24 protein-coding genes are annotated in these 26,444 nt (G+C 71.5%); 3 read left to right on the plus strand and 21 right to left on the minus strand.

All coding sequences use genetic code 11. The features are described from left to right. Position 1: 1 nt before the first annotated feature. The 14 genes from efp to ACIA8N_RS20135 form a co-directional block, all read right to left on the minus strand. The gene (gene efp / locus ACIA8N_RS20070) at positions 2–568 is read right to left on the minus strand and encodes an elongation factor P (RefSeq protein WP_365787516.1); all 567 of its coding nucleotides are present in this window, start codon (positions 566–568) and stop codon (positions 2–4) included. 49 nt (positions 569–617) lie between these two features. Further along, on the minus strand, positions 618–1,730 hold the full coding sequence (locus ACIA8N_RS20075) for an aminopeptidase P family protein (RefSeq protein WP_365787518.1): 1,113 nt from the start codon (positions 1,728–1,730) through the stop codon (positions 618–620). Positions 1,731–1,825: 95 nt separating this feature from the next. Next, on the minus strand, positions 1,826–2,719 hold the full coding sequence (locus ACIA8N_RS20080) for an AAA family ATPase (protein ID WP_399416753.1): 894 nt from the start codon (positions 2,717–2,719) through the stop codon (positions 1,826–1,828). 399 nt (positions 2,720–3,118) lie between these two features. After that, positions 3,119–3,565 carry a type II 3-dehydroquinate dehydratase gene (gene aroQ, locus ACIA8N_RS20085; RefSeq protein WP_365787522.1) on the minus strand — a complete coding sequence of 149 codons (447 nt, stop codon included), beginning with the start codon at positions 3,563–3,565 and terminating at the stop codon, positions 3,119–3,121. Next, positions 3,562–4,659, minus strand: a complete 1,098-nt coding sequence (gene aroB, locus ACIA8N_RS20090; protein ID WP_030551906.1) for a 3-dehydroquinate synthase — start codon at positions 4,657–4,659, stop codon at positions 3,562–3,564. Before aroB ends, aroQ begins: the two co-directional genes overlap by 4 nt. After that, entirely contained in the window at positions 4,656–5,177 is a 522-nt protein-coding gene (locus tag ACIA8N_RS20095; protein ID WP_365787524.1) for a shikimate kinase, read from the minus strand. The genes aroB and ACIA8N_RS20095 overlap by 4 nt, the downstream gene beginning before the upstream one ends. Further along, entirely contained in the window at positions 5,174–6,358 is a 1,185-nt protein-coding gene (gene aroC, locus ACIA8N_RS20100) for a chorismate synthase (RefSeq protein ID WP_365787526.1), read from the minus strand. The genes ACIA8N_RS20095 and aroC overlap by 4 nt, the downstream gene beginning before the upstream one ends. 114 nt (positions 6,359–6,472) lie before the next feature. Then, the gene (locus tag ACIA8N_RS20105) at positions 6,473–6,736 is read right to left on the minus strand and encodes a hypothetical protein (protein WP_365787528.1); all 264 of its coding nucleotides are present in this window, start codon (positions 6,734–6,736) and stop codon (positions 6,473–6,475) included. 63 nt (positions 6,737–6,799) lie between these two features. Continuing rightward, positions 6,800–7,627, minus strand: coding sequence for a shikimate dehydrogenase (locus tag ACIA8N_RS20110; protein WP_365787530.1), 828 nt, complete (start codon positions 7,625–7,627; stop codon positions 6,800–6,802). Beyond that, positions 7,624–9,381: an endolytic transglycosylase MltG gene (gene mltG, locus ACIA8N_RS20115; protein ID WP_365787532.1), complete on the minus strand. Its 1,758-nt coding sequence runs from the start codon at positions 9,379–9,381 to the stop codon at positions 7,624–7,626. The genes ACIA8N_RS20110 and mltG overlap by 4 nt, the downstream gene beginning before the upstream one ends. A gap of 101 nt (positions 9,382–9,482) precedes the next feature. After that, a complete protein-coding gene (gene ruvX / locus ACIA8N_RS20120) occupies positions 9,483–9,947 on the minus strand; it encodes a Holliday junction resolvase RuvX (protein ID WP_030204525.1) in 465 nt (154 codons plus the stop codon). A 2-nt stretch (positions 9,948–9,949) separates the two neighbouring features. Then, on the minus strand, positions 9,950–12,619 hold the full coding sequence (alaS, locus tag ACIA8N_RS20125; RefSeq protein WP_365787534.1) for an alanine--tRNA ligase: 2,670 nt from the start codon (positions 12,617–12,619) through the stop codon (positions 9,950–9,952). After that, on the minus strand, positions 12,619–12,972 hold the full coding sequence (locus ACIA8N_RS20130) for a DUF6167 family protein (protein ID WP_365787536.1): 354 nt from the start codon (positions 12,970–12,972) through the stop codon (positions 12,619–12,621). The genes alaS and ACIA8N_RS20130 overlap by 1 nt, the downstream gene beginning before the upstream one ends. A 6-nt stretch (positions 12,973–12,978) precedes the next feature. Continuing rightward, positions 12,979–13,416 (minus strand): DUF948 domain-containing protein, encoded by a 438-nt coding sequence (locus ACIA8N_RS20135; RefSeq protein WP_030204528.1) that lies wholly within the window; start codon positions 13,414–13,416, stop codon positions 12,979–12,981. Positions 13,417–13,573: 157 nt separating this feature from the next. Here ACIA8N_RS20135 and ACIA8N_RS20140 point away from each other — a divergent pair, with 157 nt between their 5' ends. Further along, complete coding sequence (locus ACIA8N_RS20140; RefSeq protein ID WP_365787538.1) at positions 13,574–15,736, plus strand: AAA family ATPase; 2,163 nt, start codon at positions 13,574–13,576, stop codon at positions 15,734–15,736. 34 nt (positions 15,737–15,770) lie between these two features. Here ACIA8N_RS20140 and rpsD read toward each other — a convergent pair whose 3' ends face one another. From rpsD to ACIA8N_RS20165, 5 genes are all read right to left on the minus strand, one after another. Then, positions 15,771–16,385, minus strand: a complete 615-nt coding sequence (rpsD, locus tag ACIA8N_RS20145) for a 30S ribosomal protein S4 (protein WP_015032311.1) — start codon at positions 16,383–16,385, stop codon at positions 15,771–15,773. A 364-nt stretch (positions 16,386–16,749) separates the two neighbouring features. Then, entirely contained in the window at positions 16,750–18,102 is a 1,353-nt protein-coding gene (locus tag ACIA8N_RS20150; protein WP_030551887.1) for a replication-associated recombination protein A, read from the minus strand. A 43-nt stretch (positions 18,103–18,145) separates the two neighbouring features. Then, positions 18,146–18,772, minus strand: a complete 627-nt coding sequence (locus ACIA8N_RS20155) for a vitamin K epoxide reductase family protein (protein ID WP_365787541.1) — start codon at positions 18,770–18,772, stop codon at positions 18,146–18,148. Between the two features lie 164 nt (positions 18,773–18,936). After that, positions 18,937–20,199, minus strand: coding sequence for a histidine--tRNA ligase (gene hisS / locus ACIA8N_RS20160; protein ID WP_365787543.1), 1,263 nt, complete (start codon positions 20,197–20,199; stop codon positions 18,937–18,939). Positions 20,200–20,207: 8 nt separating this feature from the next. Beyond that, positions 20,208–20,915: an MBL fold metallo-hydrolase gene (locus tag ACIA8N_RS20165; protein WP_365787545.1), complete on the minus strand. Its 708-nt coding sequence runs from the start codon at positions 20,913–20,915 to the stop codon at positions 20,208–20,210. Positions 20,916–21,076: 161 nt separating this feature from the next. Between ACIA8N_RS20165 and ACIA8N_RS20170 the strand changes: the two genes are divergently transcribed. Together ACIA8N_RS20170 and ACIA8N_RS20175 are read left to right on the plus strand one after the other, a co-directional pair. Continuing rightward, positions 21,077–21,880: a peptidylprolyl isomerase gene (locus tag ACIA8N_RS20170; RefSeq protein WP_365787547.1), complete on the plus strand. Its 804-nt coding sequence runs from the start codon at positions 21,077–21,079 to the stop codon at positions 21,878–21,880. A gap of 198 nt (positions 21,881–22,078) precedes the next feature. Next, positions 22,079–23,308, plus strand: a complete 1,230-nt coding sequence (locus ACIA8N_RS20175) for a DUF349 domain-containing protein (RefSeq protein WP_365787549.1) — start codon at positions 22,079–22,081, stop codon at positions 23,306–23,308. 67 nt (positions 23,309–23,375) lie between these two features. On the opposite strand, the gene ACIA8N_RS20180 is transcribed toward ACIA8N_RS20175, so the two are convergent. After that, entirely contained in the window at positions 23,376–25,862 is a 2,487-nt protein-coding gene (locus ACIA8N_RS20180; protein ID WP_365787551.1) for a bifunctional (p)ppGpp synthetase/guanosine-3',5'-bis(diphosphate) 3'-pyrophosphohydrolase, read from the minus strand. A gap of 157 nt (positions 25,863–26,019) precedes the next feature. After that, positions 26,020–26,436, minus strand: coding sequence for a hypothetical protein (locus ACIA8N_RS20185; protein ID WP_365787553.1), 417 nt, complete (start codon positions 26,434–26,436; stop codon positions 26,020–26,022). Positions 26,437–26,444 lie beyond the last annotated feature (8 nt).

A 26,444-nucleotide genomic window follows, 5' to 3' on the forward strand; every position in this document is an offset into this window, starting at 1 on the left:
GTTACTTGTTCACCCGGCCGAGGTAGCTGCCGTCGCGGGTGTCGACCTTGACCTTCTCACCGGTGGTGATGAAGAGCGGGACCTGCATCTCGTAACCCGTCTCCAGCTTGGCCGGCTTGGTGCCGCCGGTGGAGCGGTCGCCCTGGACGCCCGGGTCGGTGTGCTCGATCGTCAGCTCGACGGCGGCCGGGAGCTCGACGTAGAGCACCTCGCCCTCGTGCTGGGCGACGGAGGCGGTGAAGCCCTCGATGAGGAAGTTGGCGGTGTCGCCGACGGCCTTGCGCTCGACCATCAGCTGGTCGTACGTCTCCATGTCCATGAAGACGAAGTAGTCGCCGTCCATGTAGGAGAACTGCATGTCGCGGCGGTCGATGGTGGCCGTGTCGACCTTCACGCCGGCGTTGAAGGTCTTGTCGACGACCTTGCCGGACAGCACGTTCTTGAGCTTGGTGCGCACGAAGGCCGGGCCCTTGCCGGGCTTGACGTGCTGGAACTCGATGACGGACCAGAGCTGGCCGCCTTCGAGCTTGAGCACCATGCCGTTCTTGAGGTCGTTCGTGGAAGCCACGGTTGCGGAATCTCCTGGACTGACGTGGGACCACGGAGGCGTACGCGCCTCACAGCGCGAGCAGCTCCTTGGTCGTGATGGTGAGTAGCTCGGGTCCGCCGTCCGCCTCCTGGCGCACGACGAGCGTGTCGTCGATCCGGACCCCGCCCCGGCCCGGGAGGTGGACCCCCGGTTCGACGGTGACCGGCACACAAGCGTCCAGTTTACCCATGGCGGAGGGTGAGAGCTGCGGGTCCTCGTCGATTTCGAGTCCGACCCCGTGCCCGGTGAGGGGTACGGCCGCCTCCGCGTGCCCCGCCGCGTCCAGGATCTGGCGGGCCGCACGGTCCACGTCACGGTACTCGGCGCCGGGTACGAGGGACTCCCGGCCGGCCCGCTGAGCGGCGAAGACGAGCTCGTAGAGCTCGATCTGCCAGTCGGCCGGCGTCGTTCCGATGACGAACGTGCGACCGATCTCGCACCGGTAGCCGCGGTAGTCGGCGCCGAGGCACACCGAGAGGAAATCACCCTCCTCGACCCGGCGGTCGGTGGGCCGGTGCCCGCGCCGCCCGGAATGCGGACCGGTCGCCACCGAGGTGGGGAAGGCGGCCCCGTCGGCCCCGTGGTCGACGAGCCGCCGCTCCAGCTCCAGGGCGAGGTGCCGCTCCGTCCGGCCCACCAGGATCGACTCCAGAAGCTCCCCGAGCGCCTGGTCGGCGATCTCGGCGGCGATCCGGAGGCAGGCGATCTCGTCCTCGTCCTTGACGATCCTCAGCTGTTCCACGGCGCACGCGAGGTCGGCGAGCCGCAGTCCCGGCGCGATGGAACCCATCTCCCGGTGCCGGGCCACGGTCAGGTGGTGTTCCTCCACGGCGAGCGCGTCGGCGCCCGCCCGGCGGGCGAGGTCGACGGCGGCGACGGCCGGATCGCCGCCCCCGGTCGGCAGGACCTGCCGGCGGAGCAGCTCGTCGAGCCGTCCGTCGGCCGGTTCGCCGCCGGGCGCGACGGGGCAGAGCAGGACGTCGGCGTCCGGCTCCGGCCCGACGAGGAGGACGGCGCCGGGGGGCGAACCGCCCGCGAGATAGCGGACGTTGGCGGGGCGGGAGACCAGGGCCGCCGGGCTGCCCGCGGCCGCGCACCGATCGCGCAGCCGTACACGGCGGTCCGCATACACCTCTGACATGCTCCGAGCGTACGAGGAGCGCGCCGCGGTGGCCTGTTCAGCACGGCCGTCCGGGCGGGGCGCCCGGGGGCGTCCCGCCCGGACGGGCCAGGAGGTCACCAGGTGGGCGGGCTGGCTATCGCGCGGGCCAGGACGTCGTCGAGGACCCGGGCGGTGGTCTCGACGTCGTACGTGGAGTTGTCGATGATCGGCAGCCCCGAGCCGTACCAGCCGGCCATCCGGCCGTGGATGGCGGCGACCTCCTCATCGGAGAGACGCCGGTTGCCGCTGCGCTCGGCGTTGCGCTCCAGGACGATCTCCAGCCCCGGGAGCAGCACGACGGGCAGCAGGCCGGGGCCGACGTGGCGCTTCCAGCCGCCGAGGCCGACGACGGGCCGGTCGGGGAAGACCGCGTCGTCGACGATGCACGAGATGCCGTTGGCGAGGAAGTTGCGCGCGGCGAAGCCGCAGGTGCGGCGGGCGAGCCGGTACTGCGCCTCGGAGTGCTCGTTCCAGCCGGACTGCGGGTCGGCGAAGCCGGAGCAGACCCACTCGCGCACGTCGTCGAGGCTGATGTGCGCGGTGGGCACGCGGCGGCGCTGCGCCCAGTGCCGGGCGACGGTCGTCTTGCCGGCGCCCGCCGGGCCGATCAGCAGCACGGCGAGCGTCGCGGTGCCCGTACCGGCGCCGTGCTCCACGGGGGGCGCGAGCGGCACGCCCACGGGCGGCAGCGGCACATGGCCGGTGAGGTCCGCGCGAGCGGGCGGAGCCACCGGGTGCCGCGCCGTTGCCTGGTGCGAGGGCACGGCCCAGCCCGCGGCGCCGGAGCCCGAGGGCGGCGGGGCGGCGTGCGGAGGCGGGGCGGCCTGCGGAGGCGGTGCGGCCTGCGGAGGCGCCCCGTGAGCGGGACGGGACGTCGCGGCCTGGACGGCCGGGTGCACACCGAGCCGGGACCCGGCGGGCGGCGGCCCGGCGGGCGGCCCTGCCGGTGGTGACCCAGCGGCAGCCAGGCCGGCGGACGGCCCCGAAGGGGGTCCGGCGGGTGCTCCCGGGGGCGGTCCGGCAGGCGATCCCGCGGGCGGCCCCGAAGGCGCCGCTCCCGCGGGCGTCCCCGGGTGCGCCACCGCCTGGGGAGGCGAGGGCGGTACGGGCGGCTGCCCGCCCTGCTGCGGGCCGCTCCCCGCGCCGCTCGCGGGAGCCGCGCTCAGGGGAACGCCGCTCGCGGGAACGGGAACGATGCCGGGCCCCGGCGCCTGACCCGATCGCTCGGGCGGTGGCAGCGGACCCCCCACTGCGTGCTGCATCCGGTGCCACTCCGTCTCGTACGCCTGATGTATCCGGTGCCGCCGGAACGTTACCGCCCCCGGCCCCCACAGGGGGAACGGCCGGGGACGCCCCCTGGTGCCCGGTCAGCCCGCCAGTTCCTCGGCGAGCGCCCGAAGGGCCAGCCGGTAGGACCCGATCCCGAACCCGGCCACCGTGCCGGTCGCCACGGCCGCGACGACCGAGGTGTGCCGGAACTCCTCCCGCGCGTACGGGTTCGAGATGTGGACCTCGATCAACGGCGCGGTCCGCTGGGCGGCGGCGTCACGCATCCCGTACGAGTAGTGCGTGAACGCGCCCGGGTTGATCACCACGGGGGTCGACGTGTCCGCGGCCTCGTGGAGCCAGCGGATCATCTCGCCCTCGTCGTTCGTCTCCCGCACCTCGACGTCGAAGCCGAGCTCCGCGCCGAGGGTCCTGCAGGACTCGACGAGCCCCTTGTAGGAGGTGGCGCCGTAGATGTCGGGCTCACGGGAGCCGAGCCGGCCCAGGTTGGGGCCGTTGAGCACCAGAACCGGACGGGGCTCGCTCACGCCGACACCTCGCCGTACGCCGCGATCAGGACCGCCGGGTCGGGGCCCTCCAGGACGGTGGGCTTGCCGATCCCGTCGAGCACGATGAAGCGGAGCAGGTCGCCGCGGGACTTCTTGTCGACCCGCATGGTCTCCAGGAGCTTGGGCCACTGGTCGCCGCGGTAGGTGAGCGGCAGCCCGACGGACTCCAGGATCGCGCGGTGCCGGTCGGCGGTGGCGTCGTCGAGCCGCCCGGCGAGCCGGCCGAGTTCGGCGGCGAAGACCATGCCGACGGAGACGGCGGCGCCGTGGCGCCACTTGTACCGCTCGTTCTTCTCGATGGCGTGGGCGAGGGTGTGGCCGTAGTTGAGGATCTCCCGGCGGCCGGACTCCTTCAGGTCGCCGGAGACGACCTCCGCCTTCACCTTGATCGAGCGGACGAGCAGCTCGGCGGTGTGCGGCCCGGCGGGGGTGCGGGCGGCCTCCGGGTCCTCCTCGATGAGGTCGAGGATCACCGGGTCGACGATGAAGCCGGCCTTGATGATCTCCGCGAGACCGCTGACGTAGTCGTGCACCGGCAGCGAGTCGAGGGCCGCCAGGTCGCAGAGGACGCCGGCGGGCGGGTGGAAGGCGCCGACGAGGTTCTTGCCCTCGGCGGTGTTGATGCCCGTCTTGCCGCCGACGGCCGCGTCGACCATGGCGAGGACCGTCGTGGGTACGGCGATCCAGCGCACGCCGCGCAGCCAGGTCGCGGCCACGAAGCCGGCCAGGTCGGTGGTGGCGCCGCCGCCGACGCCCACGATGACGTCGCTGCGGGTGAAGCCGGTCTGGCCCAGCGCCTTCCAGCAGTAGGCGGCGACCTCCACGGTCTTCGCCTCCTCGGCGTTCGGCACCTGGATGGCGACCGTCTCGTACCCCTGGTCGGCCAGGTCCGCGCGGAGCGCCTCGCCGGTGTCGGCGAGCGCCTCGGGGTGGATCACGGCGACCCGCTTGGCCTGGGTGCCGATCAGACCCGGGAGCTCGTCGAGCAGCTGCCGGCCGACCAGCACCTCGTACGGATCCGTGCCCGCGCTGCCCGCGACCTGGATGCGGGTGACTTCCTGGTCCGTCGTCATGCGTCCTTCTTCAGATCCAGTGCCGCGAGGACCGCGTCCGCGACCTCTTCGGGGGTGCGGTCGTCGGTGGTGACGACGGCCCGGGCGACTTCGGTGTACAGGTGGCGGCGCGCCTCCATCAGCTCGCGCCACTGGCGGCGCGGGTTGACCGCGAGCAGCGGCCGCGCGGCGTTGAGGCCGACCCGGCGGACCGCCTCGTCGACGTCCATCGAGAGGTACGCGACGGGCAGCCCGGCGAGCAGGGTGCGGGTTCCGGCGTCGAGGACCGCGCCGCCGCCCAGGGCGAGGACGCCCTCGTGCTCGGCGACGGCCGTGGCGACGGCGGCCCGTTCGAGGGCGCGGAAGTGCTCCTCGCCGTCCTCGACGAAGATGTCGGAGATCTCGCGTCCCTCGGCGGCGACGATGTCGGCGTCGGTGTCCCGGTAGGGCGCGCCGAGCCGTTCGGCCAGGAGCGCGCCCACCGTGGACTTGCCGGATCCCATGGGTCCGACGAGGACGACCAGAGGTCCGGCGGTCACCGGATGTGCAGGTTGTCGAGGTACGACCGGACGTTGCGGCGGGTCTCGGGGACCGAGTCGCCGCCGAACTTCTCGACGACCGCGTCCGCGAGGACCAGCGCGACCATGGCCTCGGCGACGATGCCGGCGGCGGGGACGGCGCACACGTCGGAGCGCTGGTGGTGGGCCTGGGTGGCCTCGCCGGTGGCGACGTCGACGGTGGCGAGCGCGCGGGGGACGGTCGCGATGGGCTTCATCGCGGCGCGGACGCGCAGCAGCTCACCGGTGGTCAGGCCGCCCTCGGTGCCGCCGGAGCGGCCGGAGGTGCGCCTGAGGCCGTCGTCGGTCCTCACGATCTCGTCGTGGGCCTGGGAGCCGGGCACGCGGGCGAGGTCGAAGCCGTCGCCGACCTCGACGCCCTTGATGGCCTGGATGCCCATGAGAGCGGCCGCGAGCCGGGCGTCGAGGCGCCGGTCCCAGTGGACGTGCGAGCCGAGCCCGACGGGCACGCCGTAGGCGAGGACCTCGACGACGCCACCGAGCGTGTCGCCGTCCTTGTGGGCCTGGTCGATCTCGGCGACCATCGCCTTCGACGCGTCGGCGTCGAGGCAGCGGACCGGGTCGGCGTCGAGCTTCTCGACGTCGGCGGGGGTCGGGTAGACGCCGTACGGGGCCTTGGCGGCGGCCAGCTCGACGACGTGCGAGACGATGTCGATGCCCGCGGTCTCCTTGATGAAGGAGCGGGCGATCGCGCCGAGGGCGACACGGGCGGCGGTCTCACGGGCGCTGGCGCGCTCCAGGATCGGCCGGGCCTCGTCGAAGCCGTACTTCTGCATGCCGGCCAGGTCGGCGTGGCCGGGCCGGGGCCGGGTCAGGGGGGCGTTGCGGCCCGTCTCCTTGAGCTCCGAGGGGTCGACCGGGTCGGCCGACATGACCTTCTCCCACTTGGGCCACTCGGTGTTGCCGACCATGACGGCGATCGGGGAGCCGAGGGAGAGCCCGTGGCGGACGCCGCCGAGGAAGGTGATCTCGTCCTGCTCGAACTTCATCCGGGCGCCACGCCCATAGCCGAGACGTCGCCGCGCGAGGTGGTCCGCCACCAGCTCTGTGGTGACCGGGACGCCGGCGGGAAGACCCTCCAGCGTCGCGACCAGCGCGGGTCCGTGGGATTCCCCAGCGGTCAGCCAACGCAACCTGCTCAACGATGCTCCTCATGCTCGCGCCTGGGCACTGCGACGACGCGGCCGGGTGCGCGGCCCTGGCCCGCCACCACCGATCCTCCCACGTCCGGGGCGTCCACTTGGTCGCCGGTCCAGCTATCGGACGCGCGTCTCGTCCCGCTGGGCGGTCCCGTCGGGATCCTCGGCCCACTCGGCCCCCTCGGCCTCCTCTGTCTCCGGGGCGGAGGAGGAACGACTCCTCAGCCAGGTGAGGAAGCCGTAGGCCACGGTCAGGCCGAACAGGGCGAGCACGGTGTAGCGCGCCCACGCGGGCAGCGAGCTGAAGAACCCCACCCAGAGAAAGCGCACCACGTCCACGCCCGCGTCCCACTTCGACGCCAGCAGAGTTTCCCCGCCCATGCCCCTCGTACTCCCCCGTGTTCGTCCTGCTCCCCGTGCCCGCTGTCCGGCACGGGCTCCCGCCTACCGGGCGGCGAGCGCCCGTTCCCCCGCCGCCCGCATGGCGGTCAGCGGCGCCCTCGGGACACCCGTCATCTGTTCGACCTGGAGGACGGCCTGGTGGACGAGGAGGTCGAGGCCGCCGACCACCTTGCCGCCGCGGTCGGACCAGGCCGCCGCGAGCGCGGTCGGCCAGGGGTCGTACAGGACGTCGAAGAGCGTGCCGACCGCGTCGGGGACGTCGGTGGCGAGGGCGTTCGTGGTGCCGGCCGGGGTGGTCGCGATGACCAGCGGGGACGCGAAGGCCTCCGCCGCGTCGTCCCAGCCGGCGGTACGGACGTCCACACCGAGCCGCTCGCCCCAGCCGCGCATCTCCTCGGCACGCGCCTCGCTGCGTACGTACGCCGTGACGGGCCCCGCGCAGATCCGGGCCAGCGCGGCGAGCGCGGAGGAGGCGGTGGCGCCGGCGCCGAGGATCGCCGCCGACTCGACCTTCTCGACGCCCCGCTCCCGGAGGGCGGCGATCATGCCGGGGATGTCGGTGTTGTCGCCGACCAGGCGGCCGTCTTCGCGGAAGACGACCGTGTTGACGGCCTCCACGGAGGCCGCCGTGTCGCTGATCTCGTCGAGCAGCGGGATGATCGACCGCTTGAGGGGCATGGTCAGCGACAGACCGGCCCAGGTCGCGTCGAGCTCGGCCACGAAGCCGGGCAGCGCCGCCTCGTCGACCTCGAAGCGGTCGTACGACCACGCGTCGAGGCCGAGCTCGGCGTACGCGGCCCGGTGCAGGACCGGGGAGAGCGAGTGGGCGATCGGCGAACCGAGGACGGCCGCGCGGTGTTGCGTGCTCACTGGCCCTGTTCCCGTTCCTTCTCGTACTCCGCGACGTTCCGGTTGTGCTCCTTGAGCGTCACGGAGAAGACCGTCTTGTTCTCGTTGATCGACACGAAGTAGTACCACGGGCCGTCGGCCGGGCTCATCGCCGAGTTCAGCGCCTCGATGCCGGGGTTGCTGATGGGACCGGGAATGAGGCCCTTCACGTCGAACGCGTACGTGTTGTACGGGTCCTTGATCTTGCGCATCTCCTCGACGGATCCGACGTCGAGCGTGCTCGTGCCCCTGAGGTAGTTCACCGTGGAGTCGAACTCCAGGCGCCCCACGGTCTCCACGTTGTTCGGCTTGAGCCGGTTGTAGACGACGCGCGCGACCTTGTCGAAGTCGTGCTTGTACTTGCCTTCGACCTGCACCAGGCTCGCGACGGTCAGCAGCTCCCAGGGGCCGCTCAGACCCACGCTCTTCGCCTTACCCTCCAGGTCCAGCTTGGTGTACTCCTGGTTCGCCCGGGACACCATCTTGCGGAGGGCGTCCTCCGGCTTGCTGTTCTTGGCGACGGGGTAGCTCGCCGGGAAGAGGAAGCCTTCCAGCGGGTCCTTGACGTCGTCGTGGTTCTTGGCCCAGTCGGGCAGCCCGAGGGAGTCCGCCTTCGCCTGCGCGATGCCCTTGGTGGTGCCCGCCTTGAGGTCGAGGCGCTTGTCGAGCTGGTCGTACACCCAGGCGTTCCGCTTGCCCTCGGGAATGACGAGGTTGGCCTGGCTGACCGGGTCGAGCATGAGGGAGACCGCGCTCTCGGCCGACATCTCCTTCTTCAGCGTGTAGACGCCCGCCTGGATCGAGAGACCCTTCGGGTTCCGCCCCTGCGCCGAGACGAAGGCGTCGACGCTCTTGACGACACCCGCCTTCTTCAGGATGTTGCCGATCTCGTAGCCGCCGGCGTCCTTCGGGATCTCGACCTGGACCTCACCGCTGCCGGTACCGGCGAAGTCCTCGGCCGCGCCGAACTGGCCCTGCCAGAACTGGTAGCCGAAGTAGCCGACGCCGCCGACGCCGCCCGCCAGGACGAGCGTGACGACCAGGCAGGCCACGCCGTTCTTGCCTTTGCGTTTCTTCGCCTTGCCGCGGCGTTCGCGGTCGCCGCCGCGGGAGCCCCGGCCGGAGCCCGGCTCGTCGTCGTACTCGTCGTACTCGTCGGCACGGTCGTCCCCGCCGGTGAAGAAGGGGTGATTCTCCTCCTCGGGCTCGGGGCGCGCCTCCTCCTCCGGCGCCCAGTCCCTCACCGGCTCCGGCGGGTTCTGCCGGTGGCCGGGAGGCTGGGGCGGCGGGTACGCCTCGGGCGTGCCGTAGAGATCGGGGTTCTGGCCGCCGTACGGATCGGCCGGGGGCGCACCGTATGCCATCGCCGCCTGGCCGGTCTCCCAGTTTCCGTCGTACTGCTGTCCGAGGTTCCCGGGCGTGTCGTACTCGCCCGGGTATCCCGTCCCGTACTGCTGCTGATGCTGCTGCGCGTGCTGTTGGTACTGCTGCTGCTGCATCTGCTGCTGGTACTGCGGATCCACGTAACCGTGGGACTGCTGCGGCTCCTGGTACTGGGGCTGCTGGTACTGCTGCTGATACTGCTGCTGGTACGGGTCGCCCGGGTACTCCTGGCCGTACTCGTTCGCCTGCTGCGGGTGCTGGTACTGCTGCTGGCCCTCCCACCCCTGGTCCCCGTACAACGGGTCCCCTGGGTGCCACGGTTCGGAGCCGGGGCTCCGGCCATACTCAGTCATCGATCCCCAAACAGCCGCGAGGCTTCCGGACGATCCGCCTCTACGTAGTGCGGCAGCTGTTCGAACACCGCCGCATCGCGCGGAACGTTACCGTATCGCGATCAGATGACCACTTCGACGCCCTCACCGGGCGGATTACCTGATACCCGTTCGGACTCAAGAGCGTTCTGCAGGATGATCACAGCGGCGGCCTGGTCGATGACGGACCGGCCCTTCTTGGCCTTGACGCCGGAGGCCCGCAGGCCCTGTGTGGCCGTCACTGTCGTCATGCGCTCGTCGACCAGACGAACGGGCACAGGGGCGATCCCGCGTGCCATCTCCACGGCGAAGGCACGGACCTTGGTCGCGGCAGGACCCTCCCGCCCGCTGAGCGAGCGGGGCAGGCCCACGACGACCTCGATCGGCTCGTACTCCTCGACGATCTGGCGGAGCCGCCGGTGGGCGGCCCGGACGTCACGTCCGGGCACGGTCTCCACCGGCGTGGCGAGGACCCCGTCGGGGTCGCACGAGGCGACCCCGATCCGGGCGTCCCCGACGTCCACCGCGAGACGGCGGCCGCGGCGCATCGTCACGCCGTCTCCCCCACGAGGCGCTCGACGGCGGCGATGGCCTCGCCGACGGCCTCCGGGTTCTGGCCGCCGCCCTGGGCGACGTCCGGCTTGCCGCCGCCACCGCCACCAAGGGTCTTGGCGGCCGTGCGGACCAGTTCGCCGGCCTTGAGACCGCGCTCGCGGGCGGCCTCGTTGGTGGCGATGACGGTAAGCGGCTTGCCGTTGGCCGTGGTGAACAGGGCGACGACGGCGGGACGGCCGCCCGAGATGCGGCCGCGCACGTCGAGGACCAGCCTGCGCAGGTCGTCGGCGCCGGTGCCGTCCGGGACCTGGCCGGTCACCACGGCGACACCGCGGATGTCCTGGGCGGAGTCGACGAGCCCGGCGGCGGCCTGGAGGACCTTCTCCGCGCGGAACTTCTCGATCTCCTTCTCGGCGTCCTTCAGCTTGCCGAGCATGGTGGAGATCTTCTCCGGCAGCTCCTCCGGGCGGCCCTTGACCAGCTCCTGGAGCTGGGCGACGACCGTGTGCTCCTTGGCCAGGAAGCTGTACGCGTCGACGCCGACGAGGGCCTCGATACGGCGCACGCCGGAGCCGATGGACGACTCGCCGAGCAGCTTCACCAGGCCCAGCTGGGCGGTGTTGTGGACGTGCGTACCGCCGCACAGCTCCTTGGAGAAGTCGCCGATGGTGACGACACGCACCTTCTCGCCGTACTTCTCGCCGAACTCGGCGATGGCGCCCTGGCGCTTGGCCTCGTCGATCGGCATGACCTCGGCGTGGACCTCGAGCTCCCGCGAGAGGACCTCGTTGATCTTCTGCTCGACGTCGGTGAGGACCGCGCCGGGGACGGCGTTCGGCGAACCGAAGTCGAAGCGGAAACGACCGGGCTGGTTCTCGGAACCGGCCTGGGCGGCCGTCGGGCCGAGGGCGTCGCGCAGCGCCTGGTGGGTGAGGTGGGTGGCCGAGTGGGCACGGGCGATGGCCCGGCGGCGGCGCACGTCGATGGTGGCGTAGGCGGTGGCGCCCACGGTCACCTCGCCGACCTGCACGGAGCCCTTGTGCACGGAGACGCCGGGCACCGGCTGCTGCACGTCGCGGATGTCGATGACCGCGCCGCTGTGGAGCCTGATCCGGCCCTGGTCGGCGATCTGGCCGCCGCCCTCGGCGTAGAACGGGGTGCGGTCGAGGACGACCTCGACGTCGTCGCCCTCGGAGGCGGCCGGCGAGGGGACACCGTTGACGAGGAGGCCGACGACCGTGGTCTCGCCCTCGGTGTTGGTGTAGCCGGTGAACTCGGTGGCGCCGTTGCCGTCGGCGATCTCCCGGTACGCCGTCATGTCGGCGTGACCGGTCTTCTTGGCCTTGGCGTCGGCCTTGGCGCGGTCCCGCTGCTCCTTCATCAGGCGGCGGAAGCCGTCCTCGTCCACGGAGAGGCCCTGCTCGGAGGCCATCTCCAGGGTGAGGTCGATCGGGAAGCCCCAGGTGTCGTGGAGCAGGAACGCCTTGTCGCCGGAGAGGACCGTGCCGCCGGAGGCCTTGGTCTCGGTGACGGCGGTGTCGAGGATGTTGGTGCCGCCCTTGAGGGCCTTGAGGAAGGCGGCCTCTTCGGCGAGGGCGACGGTCTCGATGCGCTTGCGGTCGGTGATCAGCTCCGGGTACTGCTCGCCCATGGTGTTGATCACGGTGTCCACGAGCTCCTGGACGACCGGTCCTGTGGCGCCGAGCAGACGCATGTTGCGGACGGCGCGGCGCATGATGCGGCGCAGCACGTACCCGCGGCCCTCGTTGCCGGGGGTGACGCCGTCGCCGATGAGCATGACGGAGGTGCGCATGTGGTCGGCGACCACGCGCAGCGAGACGTCGCTCTCCTGGGACGTGCCGTAGTCGACGCCGGTGAGCTCGGTGGCCTTGTCGATGACGACCTGGAGGGTGTCCGTCTCGTACATGTTCTGGACGCCCTGGAGGATCATCGCCAGGCGCTCCAGGCCGAGGCCCGTGTCGATGTTCTTCGACGGCAGCTCGCCGAGGATCGGGAAGTCGTCCTTCCCGGAGCCCTCACCGCGCTCGTACTGCATGAAGACCAGGTTCCAGATCTCCACGTACCGCTCGTCGTTGACGGCCGGGCCGCCCTCGACGCCGAACTCGGGGCCGCGGTCGTAGTTGATCTCGGAGCACGGGCCGCAGGGGCCGGGGACGCCCATCGACCAGTAGTTGTCCTTCTTGCCGAGGCGCTGGATGCGCTCGGCCGGGACGCCGACGACGTCGCGCCAGATCTGCTCGGCCTCGTCGTCCTCCTGGTAGACGGTGATCCAGAGCTTCTCCGGGTCGAGCCCGTAGCCGCCGTGCTCCACCGGGGTGGTCAGCAGCTCCCAGGCGAGCTTGATGGCGCCTTCCTTGAAGTAGTCGCCGAAGGAGAAGTTGCCGCACATCTGGAAGAACGTGCCGTGGCGGGTGGTCTTGCCGACCTCTTCGATGTCGGGCGTGCGCACGCACTTCTGCACGCTGGAGGCGCGCGAGAAGGGCGGCTTGACCTCACCCAGGAAGTAGGGCTTGAAGGGCACCATGCCGGCGGGGACGAGCAGCAGAGTCGGGTCGTCCGCGATGAGCGACGCCGAAGGGACGACGGTGTGCCCGCGCTCCTCGAAGAAGCTCAGCCAGCGGCGGCGGATTTCAGCCGACTCCATCAGTGGTCCTCATTCCGGTTGTACGAGTTCGTGGGGATTGCATACGTCGTGGTGGGGCGCGCGGTGGGATCGAGCGCGGCCCTGCGGCGGGGCGGCGGGAGTTCACGGTCCCGGTCGTCGGCCGGTGCCGCGTCCAGGCCGAGCACCTCGCCCAGTTCGGCCTCCCGCTGGACCATGCCCGCCCTCACGTCGAGGGCGAAGTCCTTGAGGCGGTGGCCGGTCTCGACCGCCTTGTTCGCCGCCTGGGCCGCGAGACTCTCGGGGGTCAACTGCTTCAGCTTCCGGTTGACCTTGGTGGTGGCCCATACGCCGGCGGCTGCGCCGGCCGTGAACCAGAACGTGCGGCGGAACATCGCGGCTCAGCCCTTCTGCTTCCGGCGTCGCGAGGACGGCACGGTACGGCCGACGATCACCGTGCGCCGGGCGGAGGCCCGCGGCACGTCCTCGCCGTCGCCGGCCCGGCCGAGCGCCTTGCGCACCCCGTAGCCGAAGGCGGCGACCTTGACGAGCGGGCCGCCGAAGGTGGAGGCGACGGTGGAGGAGAGCGCGGAGGCGTTGGAGGTGACCTCCTGGACGTCCGACGCGATGGCGTCGACCCGGTCGAGCTGGGTCTGTGCCGAGCGCACGGTCGCGGAGGCGTCGGCCAGCAGGGGGACGGCCTGCTCGGTCACGTCCGCCACGAGCTTGGTGGTCGCCCTGAGCGTCTGCGCCAGCCTCACCAGCACCACGGCGAGGAAGGAGACCAGGATCGCCCAGAAGACGGCCACCAGGATCCCGGCAACCTCTCCACCGGTCACTCTGCACCGCTCTCTTCTGTCGTTGGGCCCTTGTGAAAGTCGTCCTCCGACCCTATCGCGCCCGGGGTGTCGCGCCGTACCTCATTACCGCCCGTGGGGCGGGACTCACGGGAACCGATTGTACGGAGAGCACGTGAATGAGTACGCTCCGTGTCCCATGCGACGGAGCAATCTCCCGGCGGAGCTGAACCGGTTCGTCGGACGGGCCGCCGAGCAGGCCGCACTGACGGCGCTCCTTGACGCGTCCCGCCTGGTCACGGTCGTGGGCGTGGGCGGGGTCGGCAAGACCCGGCTCGCGCTCAGGGCCGCCGAAGAGACGCAGAAACGCTACGGCGACGGGGTCCGGCTCGCCGGGCTCGCGCCGCTGCGCGACCCCGGCCTGGTCGAGTACGCGCTGGTCGAGGCGCTCGGCCTGACCGACCACACCCTCAAGGCCCCGCGCGAGGTGCTCCTCGACCATCTCGCGGAGCGGCGGCTGCTGCTCGTCGTGGACGGTTTCGAGCACCTCGTGGAGCGCTGCGCCCCCCTGCTGCGCGAGCTCCTGGAGCAGGCTCCGGGGCTCACCGTCCTGGCGGTCGGCCGCCGTCCCCTGCGGGTGCCGGGCGAGGCCGTGTTCCGGCTGGCGCCGCTCGGCGAGGCGGACGCGGTGACGCTGCTCGCGGAACGGGCGGCCGAGGCGGGCGCGCCGGCGCTGCCGACCGGCGAGGCCGCCGTACGGGAGCTGTGCCGGCGGCTAGACGGGATTCCGCTCGCCCTGGAACTGGCGGCCGGGCGGCTTCCGCTGCTCTCCGTCGAGCAGATGCTGTTCCGCCTGGACGACCGCTTCCGGCTCCTCACGGCCGGCGTGTGCGGAGCGCTCCCCCGCCACCAGACGCTGCGCACCGCCATCGGCTGGAGCCATGAGCTGTGCACCCCGGAGGAGCGGCTCCTCTGGGCGCGGCTCTCGGTGTTCCCCGGCCCCTTCGACCTGGACGCGGTGGAGTACGTGTGCGGGGGGCGGGAGCTGCCGCCGGAGAGGATCCTGGAGCTGCTCGGCGGGCTGCTCGCGCAGTCGCTGCTCATGCGGGAGGACACCCCCGCGGGCCCGGCCTACCGGATGCTCGACACGGTCGCCGCGTACGGGGCGGAGTGGCTGGCGGCGCTCGGCGACACGGAGCGGATGCGGCGGCGGCACCGCGACTGGTACATGGGCCTGGCGACCTGGTGCGAACTGGAGTGGTTCAGTTCCCGCCAGCCGGAGGTGGCGGCCCTCACGGAGGCGGCGCTCCCGCATCTGCGGGCGGCCCTGGACCTCTGCCTGGAGCTCCCCGAGGAGGCGCATCTCGCCCAGCACCTCGCGGGCACGCTCTGGTTCGCGTGGGTGGGCTGCGGGCGCCTCTCGGAGGGCAGGCACTGGCTGGAGCGCTCGCTCGCGCTCGAGTCGGGGCACGAGGAGGCGCGGCTGAAGGCGCTGTGGGTGCTCGGGTACGTGGCCGTGCTGCAGGGGGACGGTACGGCGGCGGTGGCCGCGCTCCACGAGTGCCGGGAGCGGGCCCGATCCTCCCGGAACGAGTTGGCGGAGGCGTACGCGACCCACCGGCTGGGCTGTCTGGCGCTGCTCACGGACGACATGGCACGGGCCGAGGAACTGATCGGGTGGGCGCTGGACTCGTACCGGGAGCTCGGCGAGCTGAACAGCAACGTGCTGATGGGGCAGGTCGAGGTGGCGATGGCGCGGGCCTTCGCGGGAGACCTTGAGGGCGCGGTCGCCCTCTCCCGGGAGGTCCGGGAGATCTGCGAGGAGCGGGGCGAGCTGTGGACGAGGGCGTACGCCCTCTACGTGCTGGGGTACTCGGCGTGGACCCGGGGCGCGTACGGCGAGGCCCGGGAGCTGCTCACCGAGTGCGTCCTGATCAACCACACCTTCCGTGACCTGGTGGGGCTGGTGCTCGCGATCGAGCTGCTCGCCCTGGTGACGGTGAGCGAGGGCGACGCGGTGGAGGCTGCGGTCCTCCAGGGGGCGACGGTGCCGGTATGGCACACGGTCGGCATCCGGCTCTTCGGTTCGGAGGCGTTCGACAGGCCGAGGGCGCTGTGCGCGCAGCGGGCGGAGGAGGCGCTCGGCGCGGAGGCCTACGGCGTCGCGTTCCGGGAGGGCGAGGGGCTCTCGCCGGCGGAGACGGTGGAGCGGGCGCTCGCGGCCGGCCGGCCTCCGGCCCTCGGCGGCCCGGCGGAGCCTTCCGCCCCGCGCCCCTTCCGTACGGGCAGGCCGGCGGCGGTCCCGGGAACGCGGAAGCCCGCCGGCTCCCCCACCGGAAAGGGTGGGGAAGCGGCGGGCTGAACACCGCGTGGGTGGTACTGCGCCGAAGCTGGAATCAGCGGGCGTAGTACTCGACGACCAGCTGCTCGTCGCAGATGACCGGGATTTCCTTGCGGTTCGGGTCGCGGTCGAGGCGGAAGGCCAGGGCCTTCAGGTTGACCTGCAGGTAGCGCGGGGTCTCACCGTCGGCGGCGAAGCCACCCTCGCGGGCCATCTCGAACAGCGGCTTGGTGCGGCTGCGCTCGCGGACCATCACGACGTCGTCGGGACGGACGCGGAACGACGGCTTGTCGACCTTGCCACCGTTGACCTGGATGTGGCCGTGGACGACCATCTGACGGGCCTGGTAGATGGTGCGGGCGATGCCCGAACGCAGGACCAGGGCGTCGAGGCGACGCTCGAGCTCGACGACCAGCGCCTCGCCCGTCTTGCCCTCGGCCTTCTTGGCACGGTCGTAGGCGCGCGCCATCTGGCGCTCGCTGATGTCGTACTGGGCGCGCAGACGCTGCTTCTCGAGCAGACGGACCTTGTAGTCCGAGTTCTGCTTGCGGCCACGGCCGTGCTCGCCCGGCGGGTAGGGGCGGGCCTCGAAGTACTTGACAGCCTTCGGGGTCAGCGCGATGCCGAGGGCACGCGACTTCTTGACCTTGGGACGGGACTGGTTCGGCATGAACCAACCTCTCTCTTCGTACGAAACGGCTTCACCAGGGTTAGGGGAGGTCGCATCCGCAGCCGGGAAACCCGCCTGGTCCGTACGAGACGGACCTGCCGGGCAGCCGCTCCCAGGTCTGGGCACATACGTGCAGCACGCGAACGGCCCACCGCCGCTCCCGGGATCCGGGTGGTGGTGGGTTGCCCGCGACACCTTCGAAGGTGCGCGACGCTCCTGGAAACCCCGCCCGAGGGCCGGGTCTCCGGCTGACTGTCCCGTTCTGGTGTGCCGACCGGGGCCGGACACGGGACGCAGCAATCCGGACCAGTGTACCGGGTGCGCGGGTGGCCCGTGTCCACTCTCCCCCGCGGCCGGTCCGGCGCTACTCGTCGCCCTTCAGGCGGGCTCGTACGCGCTCCACCACGTCCGCGTATCTCGCCTCCGCTCCGTAGCGCGTCGGCTCGTAGTACTGCTTGCCGTGGATCGCGTCGGGGGCGTACTGCTGGGCCGCGATGCCGCCCGGCACGTCGTGCGGGTAGACGTAGCCCTGGGCGTGGCCGAGCTTGGCCGCGCCCTTGTAGTGGCCGTCGCGCAGGTGCGGCGGGACCGATCCGGCGAGGCCGTTGCGCACATCGGCCAGGGCGGCGCCGATGGCCGTCGTCGCGGCGTTCGACTTGGGGGCGAGGGCCAGGGCGATGGTCGCGTGGCTCAGGGTGAGCGCCGCCTCGGGGAAGCCGATCATGGCGACGGCCTGGGCGGCGGCGACGGCGATCGGCAGCGCGTTCGGGTCGGCGAGGCCGATGTCCTCGCTCGCGGAGATCATCAGCCGGCGGGCGATGAACCGGGGGTCCTCCCCCGCCTCGATCATCCGGGCGAGGTAGTGCAGGGCCGCGTCGACGTCGGAGCCGCGGATCGACTTGATGAGCGCGCTGGCCACGTCGTAGTGCTGGTCGCCGTCCCGGTCGTACTTCACGGCGGCGCGGTCGACGGTCTCCTCGACGGTCTGGAGGGTGATCTCCGGCTCGCCCTTGGCGATGGCGGCGCCGGCCGCCGCTTCGAGGGCGGTCAGGGCGCGCCGGGCGTCACCGCCGGCGATGCGGAGGAGATGCGCCTCGGCGTCCGCGGGCAGGGTCACCGCCCCGCCGAGCCCCCGCTCGCCGGTGAGGGCCCGGGCCATGAGTCCGCGCAGGTCGTCGTCGGTCAGCGGCTCCAGGGTGAGGAGCAGCGAGCGGGAGAGGAGCGGGGAGATGATGGAGAAGTACGGGTTCTCGGTGGTGGCGGCGATCAGCGTCACCCAGCGGTTCTCCACGGCGGGCAGGAGCGAGTCCTGCTGGGCCTTGGAGAAGCGGTGGATCTCGTCGAGGAAGAGGACGGTCTCCTTGCCGTAGCCGCCGACCGCGCGCCGGGCCCCTTCGATGACGGCCCGGACCTCCTTGACGCCCGCGGTGATCGCGGACAGCTCCACGAACCGCTTGTCGGTCGCCTTCGACACCACGTACGCGAGGGTGGTCTTTCCGATGCCCGGCGGACCCCAGAGGATCACGGAGGAGGCGCCGGCGGGACCGCCGCCCCCGTCCCCGACGAGGCGGCGCAGCGGCGACCCGGGCTTGAGCAGGTGCTTCTGGCCCACCACCTCGTCGAGGGTGCGCGGGCGCATCCGGACGGCGAGCGGGCTGCCGGCCGGGTCCTTCTCCTGCCGTTCTTCGGCTGCTGCGGTAAAGAGATCGGGCTCCACAGTCATGAAGCCTAGGTCACGGCACTGACAGAGCGGCCCGCCGTCAGCTGGTCCAGAAGTCCCACCAGCGGGTGAGGATCAGCATGCCGATGATCCCGATGTGCAGGACGGGCAGGATCCAGGTGAACTCGTCGAAGAAGGTCCTGAGGCCGCGGGGGGCGGGGATGACGCCGTACCGGACGTTGTGCGAGGTCACGTACCAGAACATGACGATGGTCGCGACCCAGGCCAGGCAGCACCAGAGGCAGAGCGAGTTGATCTCGTACAGCGACTGGTACATCAGCCAGGTGCAGAAGCCGACGCCGAAGAGGGTGCCGGCGTTGAGGCCGAGCCAGTACCAGCGGCGGTAGCGGGCTCCGGCGAGCAGCGCCAGGCCGATCGCGACGACCATGGCGTAGGTCACCAGGCCGAGCATCGGGTTGGGGAAGCCGAAGACCGAGGCCTGCTCGCTCTTCATGATGTTGCCGCAGGACACGATCGGGTTGAGGCTGCACCCCGGCGTGAAGTCCGGGTCCTCCAGGAGCTTGAACTTGTCGATCGTGATGACCCAGGCGGCGAGCACTCCGGCCGCTCCGGTGATCACCAGCAGCCAGGCGAAGGCCCGGCTCGCACCGATCGTGCCGTCGCCGTCCCGGCCGGAGGCGGCTTCGTCCACCGCTGCCTTCGTCATGTCGCCGTTTCCCTCGCTCGCTGGCCCCCTGGACACGGTCATTCTGCCGTACCGCGCCTCGCGTCCACCGTTCGCCGGAGATAAGTGAAGCGGCCGTAAGGACACGCGGAGGGGCCCGGACCGGCGCGTGCGCGTGGTCCGGGCCCCTCCGTCCGTACGGTCCGTCAGGCCAGCTTGGCCCGTACCGCGTCCAGGAGACCGTCCACGGGGACCGCCTGCTGTTCGCCGGACTCCATGTCCTTGAGCTGGACGACGCCCTCGGCGAGGTCGCGCTCACCGGCGACGACGGCGAGGCGGGCTCCGGAGCGGTTGGCGTCCTTCATGGCGCCCTTGAGGCCCTTGCCGCCGAAGGCGAAGTCCGCGGCGATGCCCTCCCTGCGCAGCTCGGTGACCTTGCCGAAGAGGAGGCGACGCGCCTCGTCGCCGATGGCCACCGCGAAGACGCTGGTGGCGGCGGGGAGGTCGAGCTGGATGCCCTCCGCCTCCAGGGCGAGGACCGTGCGGTCCACACCGAGCGCCCAGCCCACGGACGGCAGCGCGGGGCCGCCGATCATCTCGGAGAGGCCGTCGTAACGGCCGCCGCCGCCGACCGCCGACTGCGAGCCGAGACCACCGTGGACGAACTCGAAGGTCGTACGGGTGTAGTAGTCGAGGCCGCGCACCAGCTTGGCGTCGTCCTCGAAGACGACGCCCGCCGCGGTGATCAGGGCGCGCACCTCCTCGTGGTACGCCTTGCACGCGTCGCACAGGTAGTCGCCCAGGAGCGGCGCGCCGACCAGCTGCTTCTGCACGGCCTCGCGCTTGTCGTCGAGGACGCGCAGCGGGTTGATCTCGGCGCGGCGACGGGTGTCCTCGTCGAGGTCGAGACCGCTCAGGAAGGACTGGAGCGCCTCCCGGTAGACGGGGCGGCACTCCTTGTCGCCGAGCGAGTTCAGCAGGATGCGGAAGTTCCGCAGGCCGAGCGAGCGGTACGCCTGGTCGGCGAGGATGATCAGCTCGGCGTCGAGCGCCGGGTCCTCCGAGCCGATGGCCTCGGCGCCGACCTGCGAGAAGTGGCGGTAGCGGCCCGCCTGGGCCCGCTCGTACCGGTAGTACGAACCCGAGTACCAGAGCTTGACGGGCAGGTTGCCCTGCTTGTGCAGGTTGGCCTCGAGGGCCGCCCGCAGGACCGAGGCGGTGCCCTCGGGACGCAGGGCGAGCTCGTCGTTGCCCTTCGTGGTGAGGGTGTACATCTCCTTGGACACGATGTCGGTGGACTCGCCGACACCGCGCGAGAAGAGCTTGACGTCCTCGAAGCCGGGCGTCTCGACGTATCCGTAACCCGAGTTCTTCAGCGGGGTCGAGATCGCCTCGCGCACCGCCAGGAAGGTGGCGGAGCGCGGCGGGATCAGGTCGTACGTGCCCTTGGGGGCCTTGAAGGTGCTCACGTGAGTCGTCACATTCCTCGTCGGGGAGCCTTCTCGCTCCCGAGGCCGGAGGCCACGTCCCGCAGATAGGGGTTGGTGGCGCGCTCCTGGCCGATGGTCGTCTGGGGACCGTGTCCCGACAGCACCACGGTCGAGTTGTCGAGCGGCAGGCACACGCGTGCCAGCGACTCGAGCATGTCGTCCATGTCACCGCCGGGAAGGTCGGTGCGTCCGATGGAGCCGGCGAACAGCAGGTCCCCGGAGAAGAACACGGAGGGGATCTCCGTGGTCTCCGGCATCCTGAAGGTCACCGACCCCTTGGTATGACCGGGCGCGTGGGCGACGGAGAACTCCAGACCGGCGAGCTTCAGCTGCGCGCCGTCGGTGAGCTCGCGCACGTCGTCGGGCTCTCCCACGGTCAGCTCGCCCATGAGGGGCATCCCGATGGAGCGGCCGAGGGCCTTCTCCGGGTCGCTCATCATGTACCGGTCGGACGGGTGGATCCACGCGGGGACGTCATGGGCGCCGCACACCGGGACGACCGAGGCGACGTGGTCGATGTGTCCATGGGTGAGGACGACGGCGACGGGCTTGAGCCGATGCTTCTTCAGCGTCTCCTCGACACCCTGGGCGGCCTGGTGGCCCGGGTCGATGATCACGCACTCCTCGCCTGCGGCGGGGGCGACCAGATAGCAGTTGGTCCCCCAGGCCCCGGCGGGGAACCCGGCAATCAGCACGTTCGTCCTTAGTTGTCGTCCGGCACGGGCGCGTGAATCCCGGAAATCACGGGATTCAGCAGATCAGAGCCTACCGGCGGTGCCGCTTCCACAGCCAACCCGTATACGGTACGGGCACATCCGGCCAGGACGGGAACAGACGAGCGACAGGAGCGGAACCGGTGGTCACCAGCGATCAGCGGCGGCGGCAGCTTGCCAGGGAGAAGTACCAGCGGCAGCAGCAGCGGCGGGAGGAGAACCGGCGCAAGGCGAAGCGCCGCAACACCGTCGTGGCCGCCGCCCTCGCGGTGGTCCTCGCGGCGGGCGGCGCCGTGTACGCGTCCGTCGCGCTGACGGACGACGGCTCCCCGAAGGGCACGGACAACGCGGCGGGCGACACGCCGACCAGCTCCGCGCCCACGCCCTCGGCGAGCGAGTCCGCGAGCCCCGAGCCGAAGCTGTCCGTGGACGCCAAGGCCACGTACACCATGGCTCTGAAGACCGACGAAGGCGACATCACGTTCACCATGGACGCGGCGAAGACGCCGCGCACGGTGAACTCCTTCAAGCACCTCGCCGACAAGAAGTACTTCGACGGGACCAAGTGCCACCGGCTCACCACCCGGGGCATCTTCGTGCTCCAGTGCGGTGACCCCAAGGGCGACGGCACCGGCGGCCCGGGGTACACCATCCCGGACGAGAACCTGGACGCCCTGGGCAAGGCGGGCGCGGACGGCACCGTGACCTTCCCGGCCGGCACCGTGGCCATGGCGAACACCTCTCAGCCGAACACCGGCGGCTCGCAGTTCTTCCTCGTCTACAAGGACACCAAGCTGCCGCCGAGCTACACCCCGTTCGGGAAGATCGACGCCGCCGGTCTGAAGGTGGTCCAGGACGTGGCCGCGGCCGGTGTCGAGGGCGGCGCCACGGACGGCGCCCCGAAGACGGCCGTCACCGTCGAGAAGGCGACCGTCACGAAGAAGTGAGCCGGGCGTCCGCACCCGCGCGACCATCGAATCTCGGTCGCGCTGAGTGCGGACAGCCGGGCCGCCGTTCGCCTAGATTGGCGTTGTGCAGCGTTGGGCCGTCGGCCGCGCTGCGGAAGGCGGGCGAGGCCCGCCGGGAAACTGTGGACGATGCCCGGGGGGTACGACCCCGCGACGGCATCATGGTGAGGAGGCGCTGTGAGCAGCGACCCGTGGGGCCGCGTCGACGAGACGGGCACCGTGTACGTGCGGACGGCCGAGGGTGAGAAGGTCGTCGGATCGTGGCAGGCCGGCACCCCTGAGGAGGCCCTGGCCTACTTCGAGCGCAAGTACGAGGGCCTGGTGGTCGAGATCGGCCTCCTCGAGAAGCGGGTGAGGACCACCGACCTCTCGGCGAAGGACGCCACGACGGCGATCGAGCACATCCGGAAGCAGATCGACGAGCACCACGCCGTCGGCGACCTGGCCGCGCTCGGTGTCCGCCTCGACAAGCTCGTCGAGACGGTCGACTCGCGCCGTGAGGAGCGCAAGGCCCAGAAGGCGAAGCAGACCGACGAGGCCCGCGCCGCCAAGGAGAAGCTCGTCACGGAGGCCGAGGAGCTGGCCCAGAGCGAGCAGTGGCGCTCCGCGGGCGAGCGTCTGCGGGCGCTCGTGGACACCTGGAAGGGCCTGCCCCGGCTCGACCGCAAGTCCGACGACGAGCTGTGGCACCGGTTCTCGCACGCCCGCTCGGCGTTCTCGAAGCGCCGCAAGGCCCACTTCGCCTCGCTGGACGCCCAGCGTGAGGACGCCCGCAAGGTCAAGGAGCGTCTGGTCGCCGAGGCCGAGTCGCTCTCCGGCTCCACCGACTGGGGCACCACCGCGGCCCGCTACCGCGATCTGATGGCGGAGTGGAAGGCGGCCGGCCGCGCCCAGCGCGAGCACGAGGACGATCTGTGGAACCGCTTCCGCGGCGCCCAGGACGTCTTCTTCGCGGCGCGTGGCGAGGTCTTCGCCGAGCGGGACGCGGAGCAGACCGAGAACCTCAAGCTGAAGGAGGAGCTCGCGACCGAGGCCGAGAAGCTGCTGCCGGTGACGGACCTGAAGGCGGCGCGTGCGGCCTTCCGCTCCCTGAACGAGCGCTGGGAGGCCGTCGGGCACGTGCCGCGTGACGCCCGTCCCAAGGTCGAGGGCCGGATGCACACGGTGGAGCGGGCCATCCAGGAGGCCGAGGAGGCCGAGTGGCGCCGGACGAACCCGGAGGCACGCGCGCGTGCCGCGGGTCTGACCGGTCAGCTGCAGGACGCGGTCGAGAAGCTGCGCAAGCAGATCGACGCGGCCCGTGCCGCCGGCAACGACGCCAAGGCCGACAAGCTCTCCCGTGAGCTGGAGGGCCGGCAGGCCCTGCTCGACCAGGCCATGAAGGGCCTGGAGGAGTTCGGCGGCTGAGCCTCCCGACCGTACGACCGACGAAGGCCCCCCGGCAGTGAGCCGGGGGGCCTTCTCGTATCCGCTCTTACGGCCTGCGGGCCGAGGTCACGCGGTACACGTCGTAGACGCCCTCCACGCCCCGCACGGCCTTCAGGACGTGGCCGAGGTGCTTCGGGTCGCCCATCTCGAAGGTGAAGCGCGAGGTGGCCACCCGGTCACGGGAGGTCTGGACGGCCGCCGAGAGGATGTTGACGTGCTGGTCCGAGAGGACCCTGGTGACGTCCGAGAGCAGCCGGGACCGGTCGAGCGCCTCGACCTGGATGGCGACCAGGAACACCGAGGACTGGGTCGGGGCCCACTCGACCTCCAGGATCCGCTCCGGCTCCCGGGAGAGCGACTCCACGTTGACGCAGTCGCTGCGGTGGACCGATACGCCGCTGCCGCGGGTGACGAAGCCGATGATCGGGTCGCCGGGCACGGGGGTGCAGCAGCGGGCCAGCTTCACCCAGACGTCCTCGACGCCCTTGACGACCACACCGGGGTCGGAGCTGGAGCGGCGCTTGGACCGGCCGCGGGTGGGCGGCGCCGCCTCGTCGATGTCCTCGGTGGCGGCCTCCTCGCCGCCGAGCGCCTGGACCAGTTTCTGCACGATGGACTGGGCGGTGACATGACCCTCGCCGATCGCCGCGTACAGCGAGGAGATGTCGCTGTAGCGCAGTTCGTGGGCGAGGGTGACGAGGGAGTCGCCGGTCAGGATCCGCTGGATCGGCAGGTTCTGCTTGCGCATGGCCCGCGCGATGGCGTCCTTGCCCTGCTCGATGGCCTCGTCCCGGCGTTCCTTGGAGAACCAGGCGCGGATCTTGTTGCGGGCGCGCGGGGACTTGACGAAGCCGAGCCAGTCGCGGGAGGGTCCGGCGCCGGCGGCCTTGGAGGTGAAGACCTCGACCAGGTCGCCGTTGTCGAGGGTCGATTCGAGCGGTACGAGGCGCCCGTTGACCCGTGCTCCTATGGTGCGGTGGCCGACCTCGGTGTGCACCGCGTACGAGAAGTCGACGGGGGTGGCCCCGGCGGGCAGCGCGATGACGTCGCCCTTGGGCGTGAAGACAAAGACCTCGTTGCGCGAGAGGTCGAAGCGCAGGGACTCCAGGAACTCGCCGGGGTCCTCGGTCTCCTTCTGCCAGTCGAGGAGCTGGCGCAGCCACGCCATGTCGTTGAGGTGGTCGTCCTTGCCGGTCTTCCTCGGCACGTCGGTGCGCACCTTGGAGGCGCCGGCGGAGGGGTCCTGCTTGTACTTCCAGTGGGCGGCGATGCCGTACTCGGCGCGCCGGTGCATGTCGAAGGTGCGGATCTGCAGCTCGACGGGCTTGCCGTTGGGTCCGATGACCGTCGTGTGGAGCGACTGGTACATGTTGAACTTCGGCATCGCGATGTAGTCCTTGAACCGGCCGGGGACCGGGTTCCATCGCGCGTGGACGGTGCCGAGGGCCGCGTAGCAGTCCCTCACCGTGTCGACGAGGACACGGATGCCCACCAGGTCGTAGATCTCAGCGAAGTCACGGCCGCGGACGATCATCTTCTGGTAGACGCTGTAGTAGTGCTTGGGGCGCCCGGTGACGGTGGCCTTGATGCGGGCGGCGCGCAGGTCCGTCTGGACCTCGTCGGTCACTATCGCGAGGTACTCGTCCCGCTTGGGGGCGCGCTCCGCGACGAGCCGGACGATCTCGTCGTACATCTTGGGGTAGAGGATCGCGAAGGCGAGGTCCTCCAGCTCCCACTTGATGGTGTTCATGCCCAGCCGGTGCGCCAGCGGGGCGTAGATCTCCAGGGTCTCGCGGGCCTTCTTCTCCTGCTTCTCCCGCTTGAGGTAGCGCATGGTGCGCATGTTGTGCAGGCGGTCGGCGAGCTTGATGACCAGGACGCGCGGGTCCTTGGCCATGGCGACGACCATCTTGCGGACGGTCTCCGCCTGGGCGGCCTCGCCGAACTTGACCTTGTCGAGCTTGGTGACGCCGTCGACGAGGAGCGCTACCTGGTCGCCGAAGTCCCGGCGGAGGGTGTCGAGGCCGTACTCGGTGTCCTCGACGGTGTCGTGCAGGAGCCCGGCCATCAGGGTCGCCGGGTCCATGCCGAGCTCGGCGAGGATGGTGGTGACGGCGAGCGGGTGCGTGATGTACGGGTCGCCGCTCTTGCGCTTCTGGCCGCGGTGCCAGCGCTCGGCGACCTGGTACGCCCGCTCGATCTGGCGGAGCGTGGCCGTCTCGATCTTGGGGTCGTTGGAGCGGACGATCCGCAGCAGCGGTTCGAGGACCGGGTTGTACGGGGAGGAACGCTGGACGCCCAGCCGGGCGAGACGGGCGCGCACGCGGTTGGACGAGCCGCCGGAGCGGGCGGGCGTGGCCGGGGCGGGCCGCGCGGGGGCCGGGGCCTCGGGCGCGGGCGAGGGCGACGCGGACGCGGCAGGCGCGGGCCCGGTCTCCGCGGGCTTGTTCTCGGGCGTGCCGGTCCCCTGCGCGGCCTTCTCGGCCTTCGGGTCGGGCTGCGCGGCGGAGAGTGGCTGGGCCTCGTCTGGCAAGAGCGCTCCTCGTGCGGTGCCGGGTCCCCCGGTCAGGCCCGGAAAGCCCATGGTATCGAGCCGGGGGTCGCGATGCGCACGCGGTGGCCCTCGTCCGCGGCGGGCTCCCCGCGGCGGGCCGGTGGACACACGGCCCGCCCGCCCTTGCCGGCCTCCGTCAGTTCCAGCGGAGCAGGGAGGGACCGCCCTTCACCTGGATCTCCTTGGTGGCGGCGACATCGCCCCAGTGGATCTTGAGGGAGCCGCTCTTCCCGCACAGCGGGGCGGACCAGAACTCCTTGCGCCGGGCGTCGTAGCCCTTGGCGCGGACGCAGATGCCGCCGCCCTTGTACACCTTCCAGGCGTACGCCATCTTCATGCCCTCGGCACCGAAGTGGCCGCATCCGTCACTGACCTTCGACCACTTCAGGGGCACGCTTCCGGCGTTCTTCCAGCCGACGCAGACGTGGGAGGCGGCCGTCACGGCGGCCTCGGGCGCCTGTGACGGCCTGCCCGCGCTCGCGGGGTTCGCGGCGGCCGCGAGGGCAGCGAGCGCGATCAGGGAGACAGCTCCCGCGACGGTCTTCCGCGACATGTTCATAC

The organism is Streptomyces sp. NPDC051822, from assembly GCF_044452745.1.
GTDB lineage: Bacteria > Actinomycetota > Actinomycetes > Streptomycetales > Streptomycetaceae > Streptomyces.